Annotated in this window: 15 protein-coding genes, 1 tRNA gene and 1 pseudogene; 10 read left to right on the top strand and 7 right to left on the bottom strand. The window is 66.3% G+C overall.

Going from position 1 to position 19630, the window contains the following annotated elements; translation table 11 throughout:
• Positions 1-112: 112 nt before the first annotated feature.
• Together ABIC66_RS13815 and ABIC66_RS13810 are read left to right on the top strand one after the other, a co-directional pair.
• Positions 113-3451 carry a TonB-dependent receptor domain-containing protein gene (locus tag ABIC66_RS13815; RefSeq protein ID WP_354070865.1) on the top strand — a complete coding sequence of 1113 codons (3339 nt, stop codon included), beginning with the start codon at positions 113-115 and terminating at the stop codon, positions 3449-3451.
• A 137-nt stretch (positions 3452-3588) separates the two neighbouring features.
• Positions 3589-4326, top strand: a complete 738-nt coding sequence (locus tag ABIC66_RS13810; RefSeq protein ID WP_354070864.1) for a FadR/GntR family transcriptional regulator — start codon at positions 3589-3591, stop codon at positions 4324-4326.
• Between the two features lie 70 nt (positions 4327-4396).
• Here the strand turns inward: ABIC66_RS13810 and ABIC66_RS13805 are convergent, their stop codons facing one another.
• From ABIC66_RS13805 to ABIC66_RS13790, 4 genes are all read right to left on the bottom strand, one after another.
• Complete coding sequence (locus ABIC66_RS13805; RefSeq protein WP_354070863.1) at positions 4397-4630, bottom strand: hypothetical protein; 234 nt, start codon at positions 4628-4630, stop codon at positions 4397-4399.
• Between the two features lie 89 nt (positions 4631-4719).
• Positions 4720-6204 carry an amidohydrolase gene (locus tag ABIC66_RS13800; protein ID WP_354070862.1) on the bottom strand — a complete coding sequence of 495 codons (1485 nt, stop codon included), beginning with the start codon at positions 6202-6204 and terminating at the stop codon, positions 4720-4722.
• Between the two features lie 114 nt (positions 6205-6318).
• Positions 6319-7347 (bottom strand): FecR family protein, encoded by a 1029-nt coding sequence (locus ABIC66_RS13795; RefSeq protein ID WP_354070861.1) that lies wholly within the window; start codon positions 7345-7347, stop codon positions 6319-6321.
• Positions 7301-7876: an RNA polymerase sigma factor gene (locus ABIC66_RS13790; RefSeq protein ID WP_354070860.1), complete on the bottom strand. Its 576-nt coding sequence runs from the start codon at positions 7874-7876 to the stop codon at positions 7301-7303. The genes ABIC66_RS13795 and ABIC66_RS13790 overlap by 47 nt, the downstream gene beginning before the upstream one ends.
• A 235-nt stretch (positions 7877-8111) precedes the next feature.
• On the opposite strand from ABIC66_RS13790, the gene ABIC66_RS13785 reads away from it, so the two are divergent.
• Positions 8112-10673 carry a TonB-dependent receptor gene (locus ABIC66_RS13785; RefSeq protein WP_354070859.1) on the top strand — a complete coding sequence of 854 codons (2562 nt, stop codon included), beginning with the start codon at positions 8112-8114 and terminating at the stop codon, positions 10671-10673.
• A gap of 102 nt (positions 10674-10775) precedes the next feature.
• Positions 10776-13085, top strand: a complete 2310-nt coding sequence (locus ABIC66_RS13780; protein WP_354070858.1) for a TonB-dependent receptor — start codon at positions 10776-10778, stop codon at positions 13083-13085.
• A 61-nt stretch (positions 13086-13146) separates the two neighbouring features.
• On the opposite strand, the gene ABIC66_RS24230 is transcribed toward ABIC66_RS13780, so the two are convergent.
• Complete coding sequence (locus ABIC66_RS24230; RefSeq protein WP_502910352.1) at positions 13147-13395, bottom strand: hypothetical protein; 249 nt, start codon at positions 13393-13395, stop codon at positions 13147-13149.
• 530 nt (positions 13396-13925) lie between these two features.
• On the opposite strand from ABIC66_RS24230, the gene ABIC66_RS13770 reads away from it, so the two are divergent.
• Complete coding sequence (locus ABIC66_RS13770; protein ID WP_354070856.1) at positions 13926-14501, top strand: spermidine synthase; 576 nt, start codon at positions 13926-13928, stop codon at positions 14499-14501.
• Here the strand turns inward: ABIC66_RS13770 and traD are convergent.
• Positions 14498-14668: a conjugal transfer protein TraD gene (gene traD, locus ABIC66_RS13765; protein ID WP_354070855.1), complete on the bottom strand. Its 171-nt coding sequence runs from the start codon at positions 14666-14668 to the stop codon at positions 14498-14500. The genes ABIC66_RS13770 and traD overlap by 4 nt on opposite strands.
• Before the next feature lie 160 nt (positions 14669-14828).
• On the opposite strand from traD, the gene ABIC66_RS13760 reads away from it, so the two are divergent.
• Positions 14829-15020: a hypothetical protein gene (locus ABIC66_RS13760; RefSeq protein ID WP_354070854.1), complete on the top strand. Its 192-nt coding sequence runs from the start codon at positions 14829-14831 to the stop codon at positions 15018-15020.
• A gap of 395 nt (positions 15021-15415) precedes the next feature.
• On the opposite strand, the gene ABIC66_RS13755 is transcribed toward ABIC66_RS13760, so the two are convergent.
• The gene (locus ABIC66_RS13755) at positions 15416-15649 is read right to left on the bottom strand and encodes a hypothetical protein (RefSeq protein ID WP_354070853.1); all 234 of its coding nucleotides are present in this window, start codon (positions 15647-15649) and stop codon (positions 15416-15418) included.
• A 143-nt stretch (positions 15650-15792) separates the two neighbouring features.
• Here ABIC66_RS13755 and ABIC66_RS13750 point away from each other — a divergent pair.
• From ABIC66_RS13750 to ABIC66_RS13735, 4 genes and pseudogenes are all read left to right on the top strand, one after another.
• Positions 15793-15866 (top strand) — tRNA-Cys (locus ABIC66_RS13750).
• A gap of 484 nt (positions 15867-16350) precedes the next feature.
• A complete protein-coding gene (locus ABIC66_RS13745; protein WP_354070852.1) occupies positions 16351-17040 on the top strand; it encodes a hypothetical protein in 690 nt (229 codons plus the stop codon).
• A 553-nt stretch (positions 17041-17593) separates the two neighbouring features.
• Positions 17594-19297 (top strand): DUF1800 domain-containing protein, encoded by a 1704-nt coding sequence (locus tag ABIC66_RS13740; protein WP_354070851.1) that lies wholly within the window; start codon positions 17594-17596, stop codon positions 19295-19297.
• 4 nt (positions 19298-19301) lie between these two features.
• Positions 19302-19630, top strand: a pseudogene (locus tag ABIC66_RS13735) (hypothetical protein); the annotation flags it as partial.

Here is a 19630-nt window from a genome sequence, read left to right as displayed (position 1 = left end):
AAAGACGAACGCGCCGGGGAAAACGGCCTGATGGGGTTGACATTCCCAGCTATGGGGTCAACCAGATAGGTAAGCCAAATTTAGAAAATTGGTATTGGGGAGGATGAGAACTATGGACACCCATCCACGGCGCGCCGGTGTGCGCGCGATACTGCTGGCGTCGACGTGCCTGATCATCGGCTCGGGCCTGAGCCAGGCCTCCGCCCAGGAAGCGCCGCTCGCCCAGGACCAGGGCGCGGCCAAGGGCCCCGACGAGGTCGAGGCTGTCATCGTCACGGGCTACCGCGCCTCGCTCCAAAGCGCGCTGAATGTCAAACGGCAGTCGGACGTGATGGTCGACGCCATCAACGCCGAAGACATCGCCGATTTCCCAGACGCCAACCTCGCCGAGTCGCTGCAGCGCATCCCCGGCATCTCGATCGACCGCGACAACGGCGAGGGACGCACGATCACCGTCCGCGGCCTCGGCGGCGACTTCACGCGGGTGCGCATCAACAACCTCGAGGCGCTGTCCACCGCAGGCACCAACGACACCAACTCCACCGCGGTCAATTCGACCCGGACCTTCGACTTCAACGTCTTCGCCTCGGAGCTCTTCAATAGCCTGAAGGTCCGCAAGACCGCCTCGGCCGAGACCGACGAAGGCTCGCTGGGCGCCACGGTCGACCTGCAGACTGGCCGTCCGTTCGACTATCGTAAGGACCGCTACGCGCTGTCGGTGGAGGACGCCTACTACCAGAACGGCAAGCGCCACAATCCGCGCCTGGCCGGCCTGTTCTCCAAGCGCTTCGCGGACGGCAAGATGGGCTTCTTGGCCTCCGCCGCCTATTCGGAGAAGGACTCCGAGACCGATCAGTACCGCCGCCAGATCGTGACCGGCGAATATGTCTATCGCTCCGCCACCTGGGCGACGCTCGAAAACCCGCGACGCGCCGGCTTCTCCGCCCCCGCCGGCACGCTGTTCACTAACCGCATCTCGAATCCGACGGCGACGAACCCCGGCACGGTGTCGGCCACCGCCGCCATCACCAATCCGGCCTATATCGACGCGGTGACCGGTTCGGATCCGACCGCGTACGCCCTGCTCCACCCGTCGCTGGACGGCTCGCAGATCGTCTTCCCGGCCCTGGCCGGCCCCGAGCAGCAGGACCTGCGCCAAAAGCGCCTAGGCCTGACCGCGTCCTATCAGTGGGACATTTCCTCCCGGACGCGCCTGACCATTGACGGGCTCCACTCGAACCAGAAGAGCACCTCGACGCTGAACCAGCTGCTGCCGTTCGGCCTGAACCGCAACAACACCAACGCCACCTTCGCCACGGCCAGCGCCGCGACCGCCTTGGCCTCCAAGCGCGGACTCTATCCGGGGACGTGCACCTACACGGCCGGCGGTCCCTACGCCGCGCCGATCGACTGCGGCCAGGCGACCTATGGCGGCGCGTTGGTCGCTGGCACCAGCTTCTCCTACAACCCTAACAATCTGGACGTTTACGACTACTACAATTCGCCCGTCTCGCCCGGCTACGTGGCCTCCGCCGACGGCCTGGCCATGCGCGCCCAGCAGATCGGTCGGCCGGCGACGGACGTGCTGGCCGCCAACGTCACCAACGGGGTCGCCGACTATCTGCAGCTGCGAAACCTGGATTGGGCGGCCCGCGCCGACCAGGGCAGCTACAACACCACCTTCGACCAACTCTCGTTCAACCTGACCCACGAGTTCAGCGACCGGTTCAAGGCCGACTTCACCTACGGCGCGTCGCGGTCCAAGCTCAATTCCTACGGCAAGATGGCCGAGTGGGGCCAGTTCGACCAGCCGTCCACCTTCACCTATGACGAGCGCGGCGGCGGCGACATGCCGCTGTTCGACGCCGGCTTCAACGCCGCCGATCCCAGCCAGTGGACGATCCTCAAGGGGGTCTCGTTCCTGCGCTACCACAAGAAGGTCGTCGAAAACCGCTACAACTCGTGGAAAGCCGACTTCACCTGGGAGCTCAACGAGAACCTGACCCTGAAGTTCGGCGGCACCCAGCGCGACTACCGCTTCTCCACCTCCCAGACCGAGCGCCAGAACGTCCAGATCAACCCGACCGAAAAGGAAGCGGGCGTCTCGATCGCCAGCCTAGGGAAGGTCATCGACTTCGGCCAGGGCCTCAACGTCCCCGCTGGCGGGACGCGGTCGTGGTTCGGCCCGGACATCGAGAAGTTCGACGCGCTGTTCGGCTTCACCTGCGAGTGCATCAACAAGTGGGGCGACTGGCGCCTGACCCAGTTCCGCCAGCAGGGACGCGAGACCTTCGCGGTGCGCGAGCGGACCGCCGGCGCCTACGGCCAGGTCAACTTCAACTATGACTTCCTGGACGGCTGGAACGCCTTCGGAAATCTCGGCGTGCGCTACGCCACCACCGACGTCGACTCGACCGGCCGCTCGACCGGCGGGCGGACCGTCGAGGGCGGGAACTCCTACTCAGACGTCCTGCCATCGTTCAACATCGCCGTTCGCCCGCGCGACGACCTCTATTTCCGGTTCGGCGCCGCCCAGACCATGTCGCGCCCCACCCTGCAGCAGCTGGCCCCCACCATCACCCAGCTGACGATCCCCGAGGGCGGGATGACCTCCGGCGCGACCCTGACGATCGGCAATCCGAAGCTGTCCCCCTTCCGCGCCAACAATTTCGACGCCGCGGTGGAGTGGTACTACGCCGACGGCGGCCTGATCTCGGTGGCGCTGTTCAAGAAGAAGATCGGTTCCTATCCGCAGACCGTGCGCTTCGCCGCGCCGCTGTCGACCTTCCTCGACGCCGCGGGGCTCGCCAGCCTGATCGAGCAGTTCGGGCCAAACAGCGACCAGGCCGCCTATATCCGCGGCGACTACGACGCCACCGCGCGTCAATTCCGCGACGCGCCCGGCGGAGAGCTGAAGGGCTGGGAGATCAACTATCAGCAGGCCTTCACCTTCCTCCCGGGGCTGCTGAAGAACACGGGCATTCAACTCAACGCCACCCACATCGAGTCCGAGCTCACCTACATCCTCGACCCCGGCTCGGACACGACGCCAGCGACGATGGGCAAGGCGCCGTGGCTCGGCGCGTCGCCGAATGCGGTCAACCTGACGCTCTATTACGAAGACAAGCGCATCAACACGCGCGTCTCTCTGGCCCAGCGCGATGGCTACTACACCACCTACCCGCTCGTCGCCGGCTCCTGCGCGCCGGGCGTCGTCGGCGGCGTGGCGTGCGATACGCCGCTGATCAACGACTTCGGCGGATCCAAGGACACGCTGAACGTTGATTTCTCGTTCAGCTACAAGCTGTCGGACCGGGCGTCGTTCTCGATCGAGGGCCTGAACATGACCAATCAGGCGACGAGCCGGTACTACTACGCCGACAATCCGGTGGCGGCGCTCTATGGCTCGCCTGGGCGGCAGTTCACGATCGGGTTCCGGTTCAGGAACTAGGCTTTGACCTATCAGGGGGTATACCGCTTTGGTTCACCCCTGATAGAACCTTCCCATGCCCCGTCGGCCCGAGTTGGGAAATTCGAGTCGTCGCGTGGCGATCCGGACGAGAGACAGCGGAGCATCGGCGGATGACCATGGATAGGCGTTACCAACAGGTCGCGAAGCAGATCATCGAGCTCATCGAATCTGGCGAATTCGCCCCTGGCGGCCGACTGCCGGGCGAGCGTGAACTGGCCGAACGTCTTGGCGTGTCGCGCGTCACCGTGCGCGAGGCCGAGATCGCTCTCGAGGCGCAGGGCTATATCGCCGTCAAGACCGGCTCGGGCGTCTATGTCCGGCCCCGCCGGCAAGCGGACCTGTCGCCGCTGACCGAGGTCGACGCGTTCGAGCTGACCACCGTCCGCGCTGTCGTCGAGGCGGAGTCGGCGGCGCTGGCGGCGCTCAACATGACCCCGGAAGCCATGGCGCTTCTGGAAGACACCATGCGGGTGATGGCGGGCAACGACGAGGCGGCCGAAGAGGCCGACGAGCGCTTCCACCTCCTGATCGCCGAGAACAGCGGCAGCCCGATCATCGAACATTTCGTGCGCACCCTCTGGCGGATGCGCAACGAGGCGCCGCGGGTCGTCCAGGTCTACAGCAACGTCTGCAAGAGCGGGTTCGAGGACCGGATCGAGGAGCATCGGGCGGTGTTCGACGCCATCCGCAACCGCGACCCCAACGCCGCGCGGCTGGCGATGCGCGAGCACTTCAGCCGCCTCTTCGAAGCCATGCTGGCGGCGGAAGAGACCGAGGCCATCGTGCAGCTGCGCCGCAAGGCGCTGCAGCACCGCGACCGTTTCAAGCTCTCCGTGCAGCACGGCGCCGCCTGACGGCGGCCGCAGACGCCCGCAGGCAATGGGCGGTGATGACCTTCGTAAACCGGTCTCTACGCCAGTCGCATCAAAAAGGAAGGTGATCGCCAGACGATGTCGACGGCGTTAGCCGCCTTGCAAGGCGCGCCTGGATTCGTTCCCAGGTCTTGAGTTTGATCGGCTCGCCCTTGCGCAACTTGCTCCAGGTGGTCTCGCTGATGCCGTAGACATCGGTCAGATGCTCGCGCGTGATCGCCGGCAGCGCAGCCCTGAGCGCTTCGAAACGCTCGAGGCTGATGGTGATGGTGATGGTCTGGACCACGCCTAACTCCAATAAGCGCCGAAAAGTGTGCGGCCGGCGCCCAAAGGGGGGACGGCGCCGGCCGCTGATGATCGCTGGGGAAGCGATCGTTATTCGCGTCCCGCCGAGGCGGGCTTGCGATAGTCGAGCGCCGGCGGCCGGTCGCCCAGCATGGCCTTGTAAGCGAAGTTGGGGCCGCGACGCTGGTCCAGCTCGGCCTTGGCCTTCTTGACCACGTCGGGATTGGCGAGCAGGTCCGCGCCCGTCAGGGCCAGGGTCTTGGCGGCGTTGACGGCGCCCTTGACGCCGATCGATGAGCCGGCGGCGGCCACGTTCTGCCAGCTGTGGCCGGCCGAACCGGGCACGAAGGTGGCGGTGCCCAGGCCGACGGTCGGGGTGACCCAGCTGATGTCGGAGACGTCGGTCGAGCCGCCCCCCCCTTCCAGTTCGACCTTGTAGGGCTCGATGGACTTGACGGTGTCGACCGAGGGCGGGTTGACCAGGGAGGTCTGGATCTTCTTGGCGAAAGCGACCTCTTCTGGCGTCCAGGTGATCCCGCCGACCTTGCGCAGGTTGGCGTCCATGACACGGCCCAAGGTGTCGTTGGGCAGCAGGGCATAGACGCCGCCGGTGATTTCCTTGTCGACGGTCGTGCCCGTGGCCAGGGCGGCGCCCTCGGCGGCCTTCTCGACGCGCGACCAAACGTCTTTCACGACGGCGGGATCGGGGTGGCGCACGTAGTAATAGACCTCGGCGAAGTCCGGCACGACGTTCGGCGCGCCGCCGCCGGCGGTGATCACATAGTGGATGCGCGTCTTGTCTGGGGTGTGCTCGCGCAGAAAGTTGGTGGCGACGTCCATGACCTCGACCCCGTCGAGCGCCGAGCGGCCCTTCTCGGGCGCGCCGGCGGCGTGGGCCGAGACGCCATGAAAGCGGAACTTGCCGCTGATGTTGGCCATGGACACGCCCTGGACGGCCGAGTTCGCATTGGCCGGGTGCCAGTGCAGCGTGACGTCGACGTCGTTGAACAGGCCGTCACGGACCAGATAGACCTTGCCCGAGCCGCCCTCCTCGGCGGGCGTGCCGAACACCCGCAGCTCGCCCTTGATGTTGTTCTTGACCATCCAGTCCTTGATCGCCACGGCGGCGCCGACCGAGGCCGCGCCGAACAGATTGTGTCCGCAGCCGTGGCCAGCGATCTGGCCGGGGATGCTGGTCTTCACCGGGTCGGCCGTCTGGGCCAGGCCCGGCAGGGCGTCGAACTCGGCGAGGATGGCGACGACCGGGCCGGGACCGTTCTTGAAGCTGGCCACGAACGCGGTCGGCTCGCCCGCGACGCCGGCCTTCACGTCGAAGCCGGCCGTCTTCAGCTGGCCTTGCAACAGCGCCGAACTCTTGACCTCCTGATAGCCGACCTCGGCGAAGCCCCAGATCTTCAACGCCGCGTCCTGGATCTGCGGCGCGTCGGCGTCGACGGCCTTCAGGATCTGGGCGCGGGCGGCGTCGGTCAGCGGCGCGGCCTGGGCCTGGGTCGCGAGCACGCCCGTCGCCATGCTGGCGGACAGGAGGGCGAGCTTCAGAGCGGAAAGCTTCATGGAACGGTTTCCCCGATGGCGAAGGACGGCGCCGACGGGCGCCCACCTATACGACGTAGGGCGGCGCTCGCCCCTCACCTGGGTCCGCAAATTTTCTAGGGATCGCGCCGCGCGTCAGGCGCGGGGGCGCACCAGTTCGACCCGCGTGGCGTCGGCGCGGCCGACTTCGGCCAGGCCATAGGTCTTGAGCGCGGCCACGAAGGCGTCGATCTGGCCGGTCTTGAAGACGCCGCTGACCGGCGTGGCGCCGAGGGCCGGGTCGCTCAGCGTCAGCTTGCGCTCGGAGAAGCGGTTCATCTCGGCGACGACGGCCGACAGCGGTTCGCCATCGAACACCAGCCGTCCCTTGAGCCAGGCGGATTCCTTGGCGGTGTCGACCGACGAGATCAGCCAGTCGGCGGGATCGGCCGCCACGAAGCGCGAGCCCGCCGACATCTCGACGCGGCGTTCGCCCCCATCTCCATTGGCGGGCGCGTCGGCGGCGATGCGCACGCGGCCCTCGACCAGCGTCACCGACAGCCTGCCCGGCTCCATGCGGACGTCGAAGGCCGTGCCCACGGCCGTCACGCGCTTGTCGCCGGCCGCGACCACGAAGGGCCGCGAGGGGTCCTTGGCGACTTGGAAGAAGGCCTGGCCGCGCAGCAGGGTCAGCCGGCGCTCTTTGGCCCAATGGTTCACCCGCACGGCCGAGTCGGTGCTGAGCGTCACGACCGAGTTGTCGGCGAGGCGGAAGGTCGATCGCTCGCCGACCGCCGTGGTGAACACCGGCTCGTCGGCCGGGGCGAGCGGGTCGGCTCCGCCTAGCCAGCGCCTGCCGAGAAGAGCGCCGCCAACCGCGACGACCAGGCCGGCGGCGGCCACGCCCAGGGCGCGGCGATCCAGATGCGGACGCTTGTCGCCGGCGCCCAGCGCATCGGCGCGCAGGGCGGCGAAGGCCGGATCGGTCTCGACGACAGCGACGTCGTTCCAAGTATGGTTGAGGTCTTCCCACGCGGTGGCGTTGCGGGCGTCGGCCTGCAGCCAGCGCTCGAACTCCCGCCGGTCGCGCGGCGGCACGTCATCGCCCTGCAGTCGCGCGAACCAGAGGGCGGCCGCGCTATCCGGGTCGTCGTGTATCTCTTTGCCCGACGTGGTCGACGTCATCCTGGTCTCGCAGACGCTCGTGCAGGTGACGCAGCGCCTTCATCACATGTTTCTCGACAGCGCTGACGGAGACTCCCAGGCGCTGGGCGACGAGCTTGTAGCTCATCTCCTCGAACCGCACGAGAATGAAAACCCGCCGCGTGCGTTCCGGCAGCTCGTTGAGGGCCGCCATGGCGCGCGCCACCTGCTCACGTCCCTGTAAGACGCGTTCAGGCGAGACTTCATCAACCGGATGATGAATTTCTTGCAGTTCGCAGTGGTCGGAGCGCCGGCGCGTGCGGTCGCGTCGTCCGCGATCGATCAGCACATTGGCCGCGACCTCGAAGAGATAGCCCTCGACATTGTTCACGACGACGCCCGGCTGGCGCTTTTGGATACGGAGAAGAACCTCCTGCACGAGGTCCTCGACATCGCTGGCGTGGGCGCGACGGGAGAAGAAGGCGCGCAACGCCGGCGTGAAGCGCGCACCGCTGTCCGAAAGGTCGCGAACCTGCTCGGGAGGCTTGGGGGACTTGCGGCCCCAGATCATTGTTTTCGCCCCGACATGACGGTCAGGTGAAATCGCGATCTCGCCCCTGTCAAGGGAGGCGGTCCGGGTGAAGTCGCGGCGACGCAACCCGTGGCCTGTTGCCTATTGCCTATGCAACACGCGATCTTGGGACGTCAGGACGCGCTGCGAAGCACGGCGGCCGGCGAAATGAGGCATGGTGCGCGCCCTCGACGGCGTGAGGTTCCAGGCCGCCGGAGGAGATCGGGATTCGTTGGTGTTCAGGCCCAGAGGCTCGGAAGCGTCCAGGAGGCGCGGCGCCGTCTCGGCCCTGCTTTGCGCCACGGCCCTGACCGCGGCGCCGGCGGCGATCGCCGCGCCTCCTGGTCCGGAGGCCGCCTTGCGCTTCGACATCCCAGCGCAGCCCTTGAGCCAGGCGCTGAACCAGCTGGCGCTACGCAGCGACCGCGAGATCCTGTTCTCGTCCGCCCTGACCCAGGGCAAGCGCAGCGACGGCCTGAGCGGCGTGTTCACCGCGGAAGCGGCGCTGCAGCGCCTGCTGTCCGGAACAGGTCTGACCGTCCGGCTCGAAGGGCGCAGTTTCCTCGTCGTGGCGGCCGCGCGGCCCGCCAAGGCTTCCACGCCGGACGCGCCGCCGGATCGGCCGCCGCAGCCGGTCGCGATCGATTCCGTCGTCGTTACGGCGCTGAAGCGATCCAGCCTGGCGCGGCAGACGCCGATCAGCATGACCGTGGTTTCCGGCGAGCAGCTGTCTCGCGCGGGCATTGTCGACCTGGAGAAGGCCGCGCCGCTGCTGCCGGGATTGAAACTGATCTCCACCGCCTTCGGTCGCCGTCTGGTGTTGCGCGGGGTCTATGGCGCCGGCGAAGCGACCACGGGACTCTACTACGACGAGACGCCGATGACCGGACCCGTCGGCACCACGGCCGATCCCGGGGTGATGGCGCCGGAACTGGCCCTGGTCGACGTCGACCGTGTCGAACTTCTGCGGGGACCGCAGGGCACGCTCTACGGCTCCGGCGCGATGGGCGGGGCGCTGCGGATCCTGTTCAAGCGCCCGGACCTTTCGGAGGACGTCGCCTCGATCGGCGCCTCGCTGTCCTCTGTCGCCCACGGCGGGCAAGGCGGCGGGGCGAACGCGGCGCTGAACGTCGTCGCGATTCCGGAGACCCTGGCGCTCCGCCTGACCGCCTACGACCAGCGTCAGCCCGGCGTGATCGATAATGTCCGGCTGCGGCTGAAGGACGTCGACGCCGCCCGCGTTCGGGGCGTTCGGCTGGCGGCGTTGTGGGCGCCGGGGTCGCGGCTGTCGACCCTGGTGTCGGCCACGCACCAGGCCAGCCACCGCGGCGACATCTCGGCCTGGAACGACACCGCGGGCCCGTGGCGGACCGTCCATGCCGCCCGCGCCCCCTTCGACGGCGACATTGACCTCGCGGCGGCGACCGTGAAACGGCGCGGCGACGCCGTGGACTTGACGGCGGTGTCGTCCTGGTACCGTTGGCGCCTGACCCGCCGATCTGACTACAGCGGCGTGCTGCTGGGTGAGCGGACCAACGCGGCCGGCTGCCTACGGATGTTCACCCTGGCCCAAGCCTGCGACGCCGCGCAGATGGCCAGCTACTCGGCCTATGTCGACAGCGTCTATCCGGCGATCCTGAACCAGCCGGCGGAGCTGACCGCCGAGATCCACGAAATCCGGGCCTCATCGGTCGGCGAGGGCCCGCTGACCTGGACGCTGGGCGCCTATCGAGAGGTGCGCTGGGACTCCATCGACAGTCAGGTTCGGCACGTGGATCCCAAGACCGGGACCCTGGTCGAACCGCCGGTGCTGATCGGCCGGCGCGATATCGAGAACCACCTCTCCCAGAGCGCGGCCTTCGGCGAGGTTTCCTATGTCGTCGCGCCACGCACCCGACTGGTCCTGGGCGCGCGACGCTTCGACTACGTCAAGCGGGACCGTGGCGCGGTGCAGGTCGCCAATGTCGTTTCCGGCACCTGGGCCGACTATGCGATCGACACGCGGACCCAGGAGCGGGGCTGGAGCCTGAAGGCCCTGGCCAGCCGTCAGTTCGGGCCGGGACTGTTCGGCTACGTCCAGGCCTCGCAAGGCTTCCGCCCCGGCGGCGTCAATGTCGTGCCCGGACTGCCTGAAGCCCTGGCGGTCTATCGCTCGGATCGCCTCAACAATTACGAGCTGGGCCTGAAGGCCCAGAGCGCCGACCGCCGCTTCACGAGCAATGTGGCGCTGTATCGGATCGCATGGCGGGACATGCAGTACGCCGCCCAGACCCAGAACCGCGCCTTCACCTACGTTACCAATATCGGCGCGGCGCGCATCGACGGGCTGGAGGTCGAGGCCACCGCCCAGGGGGTGATGGGCTGGAGCCTGGCGGGCGCCCTGACCGTGACCGACGCGCGCCTGACCGCCGACCAGGTGACCAACACCGCGATCGGCCTGGGCCTGGAGGGAGACCGCCTGCCGGTCGTGCCCAAGATGACGGCCTCGGCCTCGATGGAGCGCCGCTGGCCCCTGCCCGGCGCCCTGGTCGGCCGCCTGCGGTTCGATGGTTCCTATGCCGGGCTCGCGCGGTCCGCCTTCAACGCCGGCAACAGCGATTATCTGAAGATGGGCGGCTACGCCGTTTTCGGCGCGAGCTTCAGCGTGGAGCGACGTGACTGGGTCCTCGACCTGTCTGCCGACAACCTCCTGGACCGGGCCGGCCGCGCGACCGCCGCGCGCAACACCTCGGGTCCGGTCGAGTACTTCGGCGTCGCGCCGCGCACGCTCCGCGTGAGCTTCGAACGTCGCTTCTGATCCCGAGGCGAGGTTTTTCGCGCGAGCCGGGTGAGGGAGCCGCCAGCCCTTGCGTCTGATCCTACAGGCCGCCGTCGAGCGCGCCGCAAGAGGGGATCAACAATGATGCAGTTTCGAGGCCTTCGCGCCCTGGCCCTGGGCGCCAGCGCTTTGACGAGCCTGGTCGCCAGCCAGGCCTTGGCCCAGGCGAGCGAGTCGAAGGACACCGCCACGATCGAGGAAGTCGTCGTCACCGCGCTGAAGCGCTCGACGACCGTCCAGACCACACCCATCAGCGTCAGCGCGGTCACAGAGAAGTCGCTGCAGGCCTTGGGCGCGGCCGGCATCCAGGACTATTTTCGCACGGTCCCGAACCTGCAGGTCGACGGCAACTCGCCGACCAGCCGCCGCCTGACCCTGCGCGGCGTGCGCAGCGCCGGTGAGGCCACCGTCGGCCTCTATTACGACGAAACGCCGCTGACGGGCCCCGCCGGCACGACCGCCGACGCCAGCTCGACCAGCGCCGACGTGAACCTGTTCGACGCCGAGCGGGTCGAGGTGCTGCGCGGCCCGCAGGGCACGCTCTACGGTTCGGGCTCGATGGGCGGCACCCTGCGGGTGATCCTCAACAAGCCCGACAACAGCCGCTACGCCGGCGCGGTCGAAGCTCAGGGGACCAGCACCAAGGGCGGCAGCACGGGCTATTCGGTCAAGGGCATGGTCAACGTGCCGCTGATCCAGGACAAGCTGGCCGCGCGCCTGGTGCTCTACAAGACCGAAGGCGGCGGCTATGTCGACGACGTGCTGCTCCACAAGAAGGACATCAACGACCAGCACTCCAGCGGCGGTCGCCTGATGCTGGGCTTCACGCCCACCGAGACCCTGACGATCAACGCCACGGGCCTGTACCAGAGGACCACCCTGGACGGTCAGAACAGCTGGTATCCGGCGCTGGGCAAGGAGGCCCACGCGACCAACGCCCGGGTCATCGCGCCGACCAGCGACAACCTGCGGCTCTATAACGTCACCGGCAAGTGGGACCTGAGCTTCGCCACGGTCACGGCGACCTCGTCCTACTACAAGTGGACTCTGCTGCGGAACTCCGACTACAGCCCGACCCTATCGGGCAGCCGCGCCAACGCCACCTCATGCCGCAACTGGGTCGCCGGCGGTCCGGCCCCGGCGGGCTCCACGAACCCGGCCTGCACGGCTCCGCAGCTGACGGCCTACACCGCCTATGCCGACAGCCGCACGCCCGGCGCGCTCTACCAGCCGATGGGCCTGACCTCGTGGAACCACGAGCTGCGCGCGACCGGATCGCTGTTCGACGACAAGGTCGACTGGACCGCCGGCGTCTATCTCGAGAAGCGCGAGGACTACATCGAGAGCAAGGTGGCCAAGGGCGATGCGGCCACCGGCGTCATCAATCCCAACGACCTCACCGCCTGGCGGCACGTGGGCACCGACACAAAGCAAACCGCCTTCTTCGGCGAAGTGTCCTACAAGCCGATCGAGAAGCTGACCCTGACCGGCGGCCTGCGTCGCTTCAAATACGACAAGACCGTCTCCGGCCAGGTTCTGATCAGCAACTTCATCACCCAGTCCTATGTGGGGCCGCCCGCCCAGGTCGACGCCAGCGCCGACGGGTGGGTCAGCAAGCTGAACGCCTCCTACCGGGTCACGTCCGACGTCATGCTCTACGCCGTGGCCGCCAAGGGCTTCCGCCCCGGCGGGGCCAATAATGTGCCGGGCCTGGCCAGCGCGCTCCTGGCCTATCAGCCCGACAGCCTGTGGAACTACGAAGGCGGCATCAAGAGCCAGTGGCTCGACCGTCGCCTGACGCTGAACGCGGCGGTCTATCAGATCGACTGGTCGAACATGCAGATCTCGGCGACCAGCGCCAACGGCGCCTTCAGCTACCTGACCAACGCCGGCAAGGCCAAGATCAAGGGCTTCGAGATCGAGGCCACGGCGCGTCCGATCAGCGGCCTGACGATCAGCGGCACCGCCGCCGTCGTCGACGCCAAGCTGACCGAAGACCAGGCCAACTCGACCATCCTCATCACCGGCTCGACCGGCCTGCGCGGCGACGAGTTCCCGAACGTGGCCAAGTACAGCGGCTCGGCTTCCGTCGAATACACCTGGCCGCTCAAGGGGGAGGTGAACGCCCTGCTGCGCGCCGACTACGCCTATGTCGGCGAGTCCGCCTCGCAGTTCCGCCCGACCTACGTCTACTACGAAAAGCAGGGCGACTACGGATACGCCAACCTCCGGGCCGGCGTGGAAGGTCCCGACTGGGGCGCCTACGTGTACGTCAACAACGTGACCGATGAGGTTGGGCTGATGAGCGTGACCTCGGCCGTGAACAACCCCAAGCAGGTTGTCAGTATCAATCCGCGGACCGCCGGCTTCCAGATTCGAAAGCGTTTCTAGAGAAGAACGGGGGGCGGGCTCTCCGCTCGCCCCCCGTTTCGATCCCACGGATAGCGGACGTTCATCGCGTCCGCAGTCTGACTTTCGACAAAGCAATCAGCTGCCAGGCTTCACGGCTAACGCCCGATTCCATTATCGAGGGCGTCGAGATATCGCTCCAGTTCGATGCGGCGAACCAGGGTTCGAGCGCCTTCCTTGAGAACGCGGATGCGGCCAGCGGCGACCAGTTCGTGGAAGCGGCTGCGGCTGATGGCGAGCACTTCAGCCGGTAGGCCAAACGGTCAGGCCGAGCACGCTCGGCGTTGGTCATGACGAGACCTCGGGCCGGAATCCGGCGGGATCGGCGATCCAGCAGTTGATCGCGGCAAGGCCCTGCGGGCAGGTCGTACTCTGGGAAACAAAGACAGGCTCTAGGCGTCAAAAGAGTAGGCTGGCGTGGCCGAAGTCGGCCGACGACGTACCTGGATGGCCTTCGTCGGCGCTAAGCCCGGGGCTCCCCCGATTTGCACAAACCGCGTCATCAACGCCTCGACTGTCCGCCGGGGCCTCATGGGACCGCACCGCCGAACGCATGGCTTGCCACGCGAAGGGCCGAGGCCGCGTCCGTCGCCAGGTTCTCGATCTCGTGCGCGCCATGGCCAACGACGAAGGTCTCGAAAAATGATCCCAAGGTCATCTTGTCGGCCTGATCGAGTGACATGGATCAACGGCAAGGCGGCCAGCTTCCGCGACCTTGGGGTGGGCTCGCGCGCGTTAAGCGTCGCCGGCGCCCCGTAACATGGCGTACCCCCGATGGATTGCCTTCACCGACACACCGAAGCCGAACGCGAGATCCGCGTTTTGCAAAGCCGATCCGATGGTTCCCGCCGCTACTTCGACGGAACCATTCTCTACACCCATGTCGACTCGGAAGGCCGCAACCTTCTCGACTATGTCAGCGCCATGGAGCGGGCCCTGGAGGGCGCGCGATCGGTGCTCGTCCTGGGCACGGCCGGAGGCTCGCTAGCCTCGCAGCTCTCTCGGCGAGGCGTCAGGGTTACGACCGTCGACAATGTCGCGGCGTCCTTCGACCTGGCGCGGCGTTGGTTCGGCATGCCCGCCGAAGTCCAGTGCGTGCACGCCGATGCGCGCGCGTTCTTGAATGAAACGCCCGATCGCTGGGACGCGATCGCGGTTGATGTGTTCGATGGCGTCGACGTCCCCAGGGCCATGCTTGGGCCTGAAGTCGGCGCCTTGCTGGCCAAGGCCTTGAACCCGGGCGGACGGCTCGTCTGGAACGTCGCCGATGACGCCTGGTCGCTCCCCGTCTTCCGGGTCGTGAAGGTTCTGCGAGCCGCCGGCCTGGCGCCCAAACGCCGCGCCGTGCTCGACGAAACCGCCGGCAACACGCTGGTGATCGCCACCGTCAAGGGCTAGCCGGCGACGCCACCTTCGTTCTCGAACGCCCGCTTCCCGCCCCGCCGCCAAAGGGCCAGGGTGTGCTCACGGTCCTCGCGCTGGAGCATCATCGCCAAGGTGAGAAACGCGCCATAGAGGGCGGCGCGGTCGTCGCGGGTCAGCGCGACGAGGTCGGCCTTTTGCACCAGGCCGCCCAGTTCGGCCTTGGCTGGCGAAACCGCGTCGGGTCGCCCCCAGGGGGCGATCCGCGTCCTTCGGCTCGAGGCCGAGGTTCGCGTCGATCGGTGCGTCGCGCGCTGGCAGAGCTTGGAGCGGCAGCGGTCGGCCCTGCACCGCGAGGGCGATATGGCCGACGCCAGCCAGGTCAAGAATCGCATGGGCGTCATGGCCAGGAGCCTGGAGGGCGATCCGCAGGTGGAGTCGCTGCTGCGCGCGCGGCGAGCGGAGCTTGGCTTGCCGGCGGGGACGGGGCGCCGCGTCGGACGGGGGCTCATCGAATACTTCGGCATCGGCCGCGGCCGTGGGCTTAGCATCTAGGAGAAGAACGACGGAGCAGGAAGTTGCGCCGGCGGAGCCGGCCAATGCGGCGGCGGCGTTCGAGGCGCGGCGCCGGGAAGTGGCGTTGCTCAATGTCGCCGTGGCTGGGCTCGCGGCCGAACGGGCGTCGGCGACGGACTATAGTGAGACGCTTAGAGAGATCGCCAAGGGTGGGTCGGTGGCGATTGGAAGGCTTGGAAAGGTGCTCGCGAGCCCAGCCCTCGCCATGAGCCCCGAGGAGATGGCGCGGCAGATCTGGGCTGCGTGTCATATGCCCGCCAAGAAGATCACGCCGCGTCGCAGCGGGCCCGCGACAACTTCGAGCGGGTCGCTTACGACCTCGACGGTTCGGCCGCCACGGCCAAGGAAGCCCGCGTCCAGAACCTGCGATGGGTTCAGGCGGTGTTTGTCGCCGCCGTTTGCGGCGCTGTCCTTGGAGCAAACCTCCCCGCCGTCGTTGTCGAGGCCGCGCCGGTCCGTTGGGCCTGGCCAGAGAAGCGCGCGGCCCGCATCTTCATCGCGAGGTTCGAAGCCCGCAAGCCGACACGCGCGAGCCGACCGAGCGGTGCAATAACCTCGAGCGCAGGTTCGACGAAAGCGGGATTGGCAATGATGACGATGCGTAGCATTGATTCAATCGCGCTCCGATCGACCCGCTCGGCGGGAGTTGGCGACAGCGATCCTGACCGGTCGATTTCGAAGTTGCAGCGCTGCGAGCGCTCCTGTATCGAACGCCCTCCCCCGCCGACGTGATTTGCGTCGACATCCGGATGGCCCGGTGGCGGAGTGGTGACGCAGCGGACTGCAAATCCGTGCACCCCGGTTCGATTCCGGGCCGGGCCTCCATTATCTTTCGAGCATTTAGCTTCTTTGGCGGCCGACCAAATTGTAAGGCGGTTTGCAGAACGTGTTCACAGCCCAGTCTGCTGAGCTGCTCCTAATCTATTTGGCGATCGCGTCGGCGATAAAGCCCCAATCAGCGTAGATGTCCGGCGAAGCCAGTTCGCGCAGCGTGTGAACAGAGCGTATGGCGACTGCCCGGTCGTCCAAAGCGTTTGCCCGAACCGCTGTCCAACGACCCCGCACTACCCGGAGCGGGTAGCCGGAAGCAGATCGCAGAAGCTTCACTATTGACACAGAGCGCCTCTTATACCCGCATTGCGGGTGGGGGTGCTTTATGAAAATTTTGGGTTGGTGCGCGATATTAACCGTCAGTCTCTTAGTCACGACAGAGATTGGGCTTCGCCTAGCTGGCGTTTTCGATCTGCCGACGTTCGATCCTGGCCCTCCTTATGGCTACATCCCATCTCCTAATCAGGCAGGGGCGTTCATGAACTCCAAGGACTGGGTGTTCAACGAACGGAGCATGGGTACAGGGCGCCACTTCGAGACGACGGTTGCTGAGATCGACACCCTGCTGATCGGCGACAGCGTCGTCTCTGGCGGGAACCCCTATCGCCAAGCCGAGCGCCTAGGACCGCAGTTGGAGAACGCTGCCGGCGGCAGGGTTTGGCCAATCAGTGCGAACAGTTGGTCCGTGTCGAACGAACTGGCCTATCTCCGGGCGAACCCGGACGTAGTCGCCAAAGTCGATCGGTTGGTGTTCGTGTGGAACTCGTCCGATCTGCGCCTGGCGTCCGAATGGCGGACGGAGCTGACCCACCCAACCCACCGGCCGACATGGGGCCTTGCTTACCTTGTGCGACGCCGGCTTTTTTCGCCCTACATCGCGCCGCGCCCCGACGTTGACGCCTTGCCCCTCTGGCGGGAATTCCTGGCTAGCACCGGTAAACCCGTGACGATCGTTGCCTTCCCCAGTCGGGCGGAGGCCGCTGATCCAGGCTTGCGACAACGACGCTTAATCGACCAGGTCGGCCGCCTCCGAATTGATCGCGTAAAACTCATCGATATCGGTGCGGATTCCCGCTGGGGACCATCTTTCTATCGAGATGACCTGCATCCCAGCCCTGCTGGCACTGGGCTATTGGCGCAAATAGTCGCTGAGAATGGTTCGCGGTAGAAGGATGCCAATCGACATCACTACACCATGGTCGGATGACGAGCGCACCGCGCTAGACGGCGTCCAACACGGCGATCGGATCATGGCCCGACGGCGTGACGTCCCCCGCCCCCCTCTCGGTTAGAGCCGAACTTGCGCGCCAGCGCGCCAACGTGGTCGTCCAAGAGAACGCCCCCGTGCCCCGACCTCAAGATCCGAGCGAAATAGTTGGACGACACCATCGCCGACAAACGGAGCCGATAAGCCTCTCTGAGCGCCTTGCGGGCCCCCACTCTGCGCTTAAAGAGCACACGTTGCTTATTCATTCTACATTAGCATATGAACAGACAGTAAATGTCTAGAACGCAACACATGCTTAAACTTCGAGCATTAACGGGTTGTTTAATGCGGTACACTGCCGCATTTACTGAAAAGACGCCCCAGGTAATCTTACCGCTCTTGATTTTCAGGACCGGCGACGTCCTAGGACCGTTCGGGCGCGTGTCGCTCCCGTACGGTCGCAGGGTTTTGTTGTTGGTCCATGGCGCTCAGAAGCGAGCGTCGGGGACAGAGTATGCGCGTTCAGTTGTTCAGTTCGGCGGCGACCATCGGTGCGGCCTTGGCGGTTTCAATCGGCGGTGGCGGGGGCTTGGCGACAAGTGACGACGGCCCCAGCAAGACGGCAGGCGCTGGCCTTTCGGCCCTGATGGGTGAGGAAGTAATCCGGCCGTACGAGGCGGCTCGACTGGCGAAGCAAGCCAGCTTTGGCCCCTCGCCAGCACTGATCAGCACGATCATCGCCAAGAAGTCAGCTGCGGCGTGGCTCGATGAACAGTTCGGCCTGTCGAGTAGCACGTACGCGGATCTAGCAACCAAGCCGGTACCAGGGAACTATTGCGTGCCGCTGACCGGTGTAAGCCTCTCTAACTGCAATTGGGAAAACTTTTCTGCCGTCCCGGTGCAGATGCGATTCTATACAAACGCCGTCAACAAAGACGATCAACTGCGCCAGCGCGTCGCCTTCGCTTTGTCGCAGATCGTCGTGGCGTCCGAGACCGAAGTGCATAGCGCCGCTGGCCTGGCGACCTTCAACCAGATCCTGCTGGGCAACGCGTTCGGCAACTACCGCGACATCCTCAAGGCGGTCACTCTGAACCCGTACATGGGCGACTACCTGGATATGGCCGACAGCAACAAGGCCCAGCCCAACGAGAACTATGCCCGCGAGTTGATGCAGCTATTCTCCGTTGGTCCGGTACTGCTCAATCCGGACGGCACGCCCCAGACCGACAACACCGGCGCGACCATTCCCACCTACAGCAATACCGACGTCAAGGAGGTGGCGCGGGCGTTGACCGGCTGGACTTACGCCAGGTTCAACGACCCAAGTCTGATTGAGTATCACAACCGTGATTTCTCGAAGCCGATGGAGATGTATTCCGCGCGCTATGACACCGGCGCTAAGACCTTTCTCGGCAAGACCGTGCCGGCCGGCGCCGCCCAGCAAGCCAATGTCGACGCCGTGGTCGACGCGGTGTTCAACCACCCCAACACCGGTCCCTACATCTGCAAGCGCCTGATCCAGCAGCTGACTATCGCGAACCCGACCCCTGCCTATGTCGGTCGCGTCGCGGCGGTGTTCGCCGACAACGGTTCGGGCGTGCGCGGCGATCTGAAGGCCGTGGTTCGCGCCATCTATCTCGACAGCGAAGCGCGCACCGTCTCGCAGCTGCCGGGCAAGGTGAAAGAGCCGGTGCTGCTGGCCACCTCGCTGGCCCGCGCGATCGGCTTAACGACAGACGGCTACGCCTTCACGCTGCGGGATACGGCCATGGGCCAAGCCCCGTTCCGCGCCCCTTCGGTGTTCAACTTCTATCCTTACGAGTTTCCGATGAGCCAGGGCGCAGGCTTGGTCAGCCCCGTCAGTAAGTTGATGACGCCCCCCACAATCATGGCGCGTCACAACTTCATCTATGACTGGACTATAAGTGGAGACGCCACCCGCAGCGAATATCAGCGCCAGTCAACGATCTCATATGCGATCGGTACGACTCCCGATTGGACCACTTGGGAAAGTAATGGCACCGACGACGGCAAGACCATCGACCGGATCAACCTGGTGATGCTGAACGGGACCATGACCTCGGGCCAGCGCCAGTCGCTGCTGACGGCCATGGCCGCGATCAAGAACACCGACCCCGCCTTGCAAGCCCGCAAGCGCGCCCAGACGGCGCTGTACATCGTCGCTTCCTCGCCCCTCTTCCAAGTCGATCGGTAAGCGTATGACCGTCTCTCGTCGTGAAATGATGCAAATGGTCGCCGGCGGCTCGGCGATCGCGGCCCTGGGCCAGCTGGGCCTGTCCAGCGCCCTGGCCGCTGATGCGTCCGGCTACCGCGCCATGGTCGGAGTGTTCCTGTTCGGCGGCAATGACGCCTGGAACATGGTCGCCCCCACCGACGGCCGCTACGCCGACTACGCCAAGCAGCGCGGCGCTAGCCTGGCCCTGGCCCAGTCCAGCCTCGTGCCGCTCTCCGGCACGGCCTTTGGCCTGCACGCGGCCATGGCCCCGCTGAAGGCGGTCTGGGACGATGGCGGCCTGGGCGTGGTGCT

This window comes from Caulobacter sp. 1776 (assembly GCF_040545685.1).
Lineage (GTDB): Bacteria > Pseudomonadota > Alphaproteobacteria > Caulobacterales > Caulobacteraceae > Caulobacter.
The sequence above is the reverse complement of the archived record's forward strand: the minus strand, read 5'-3'. Positions and strand labels throughout refer to the sequence as shown.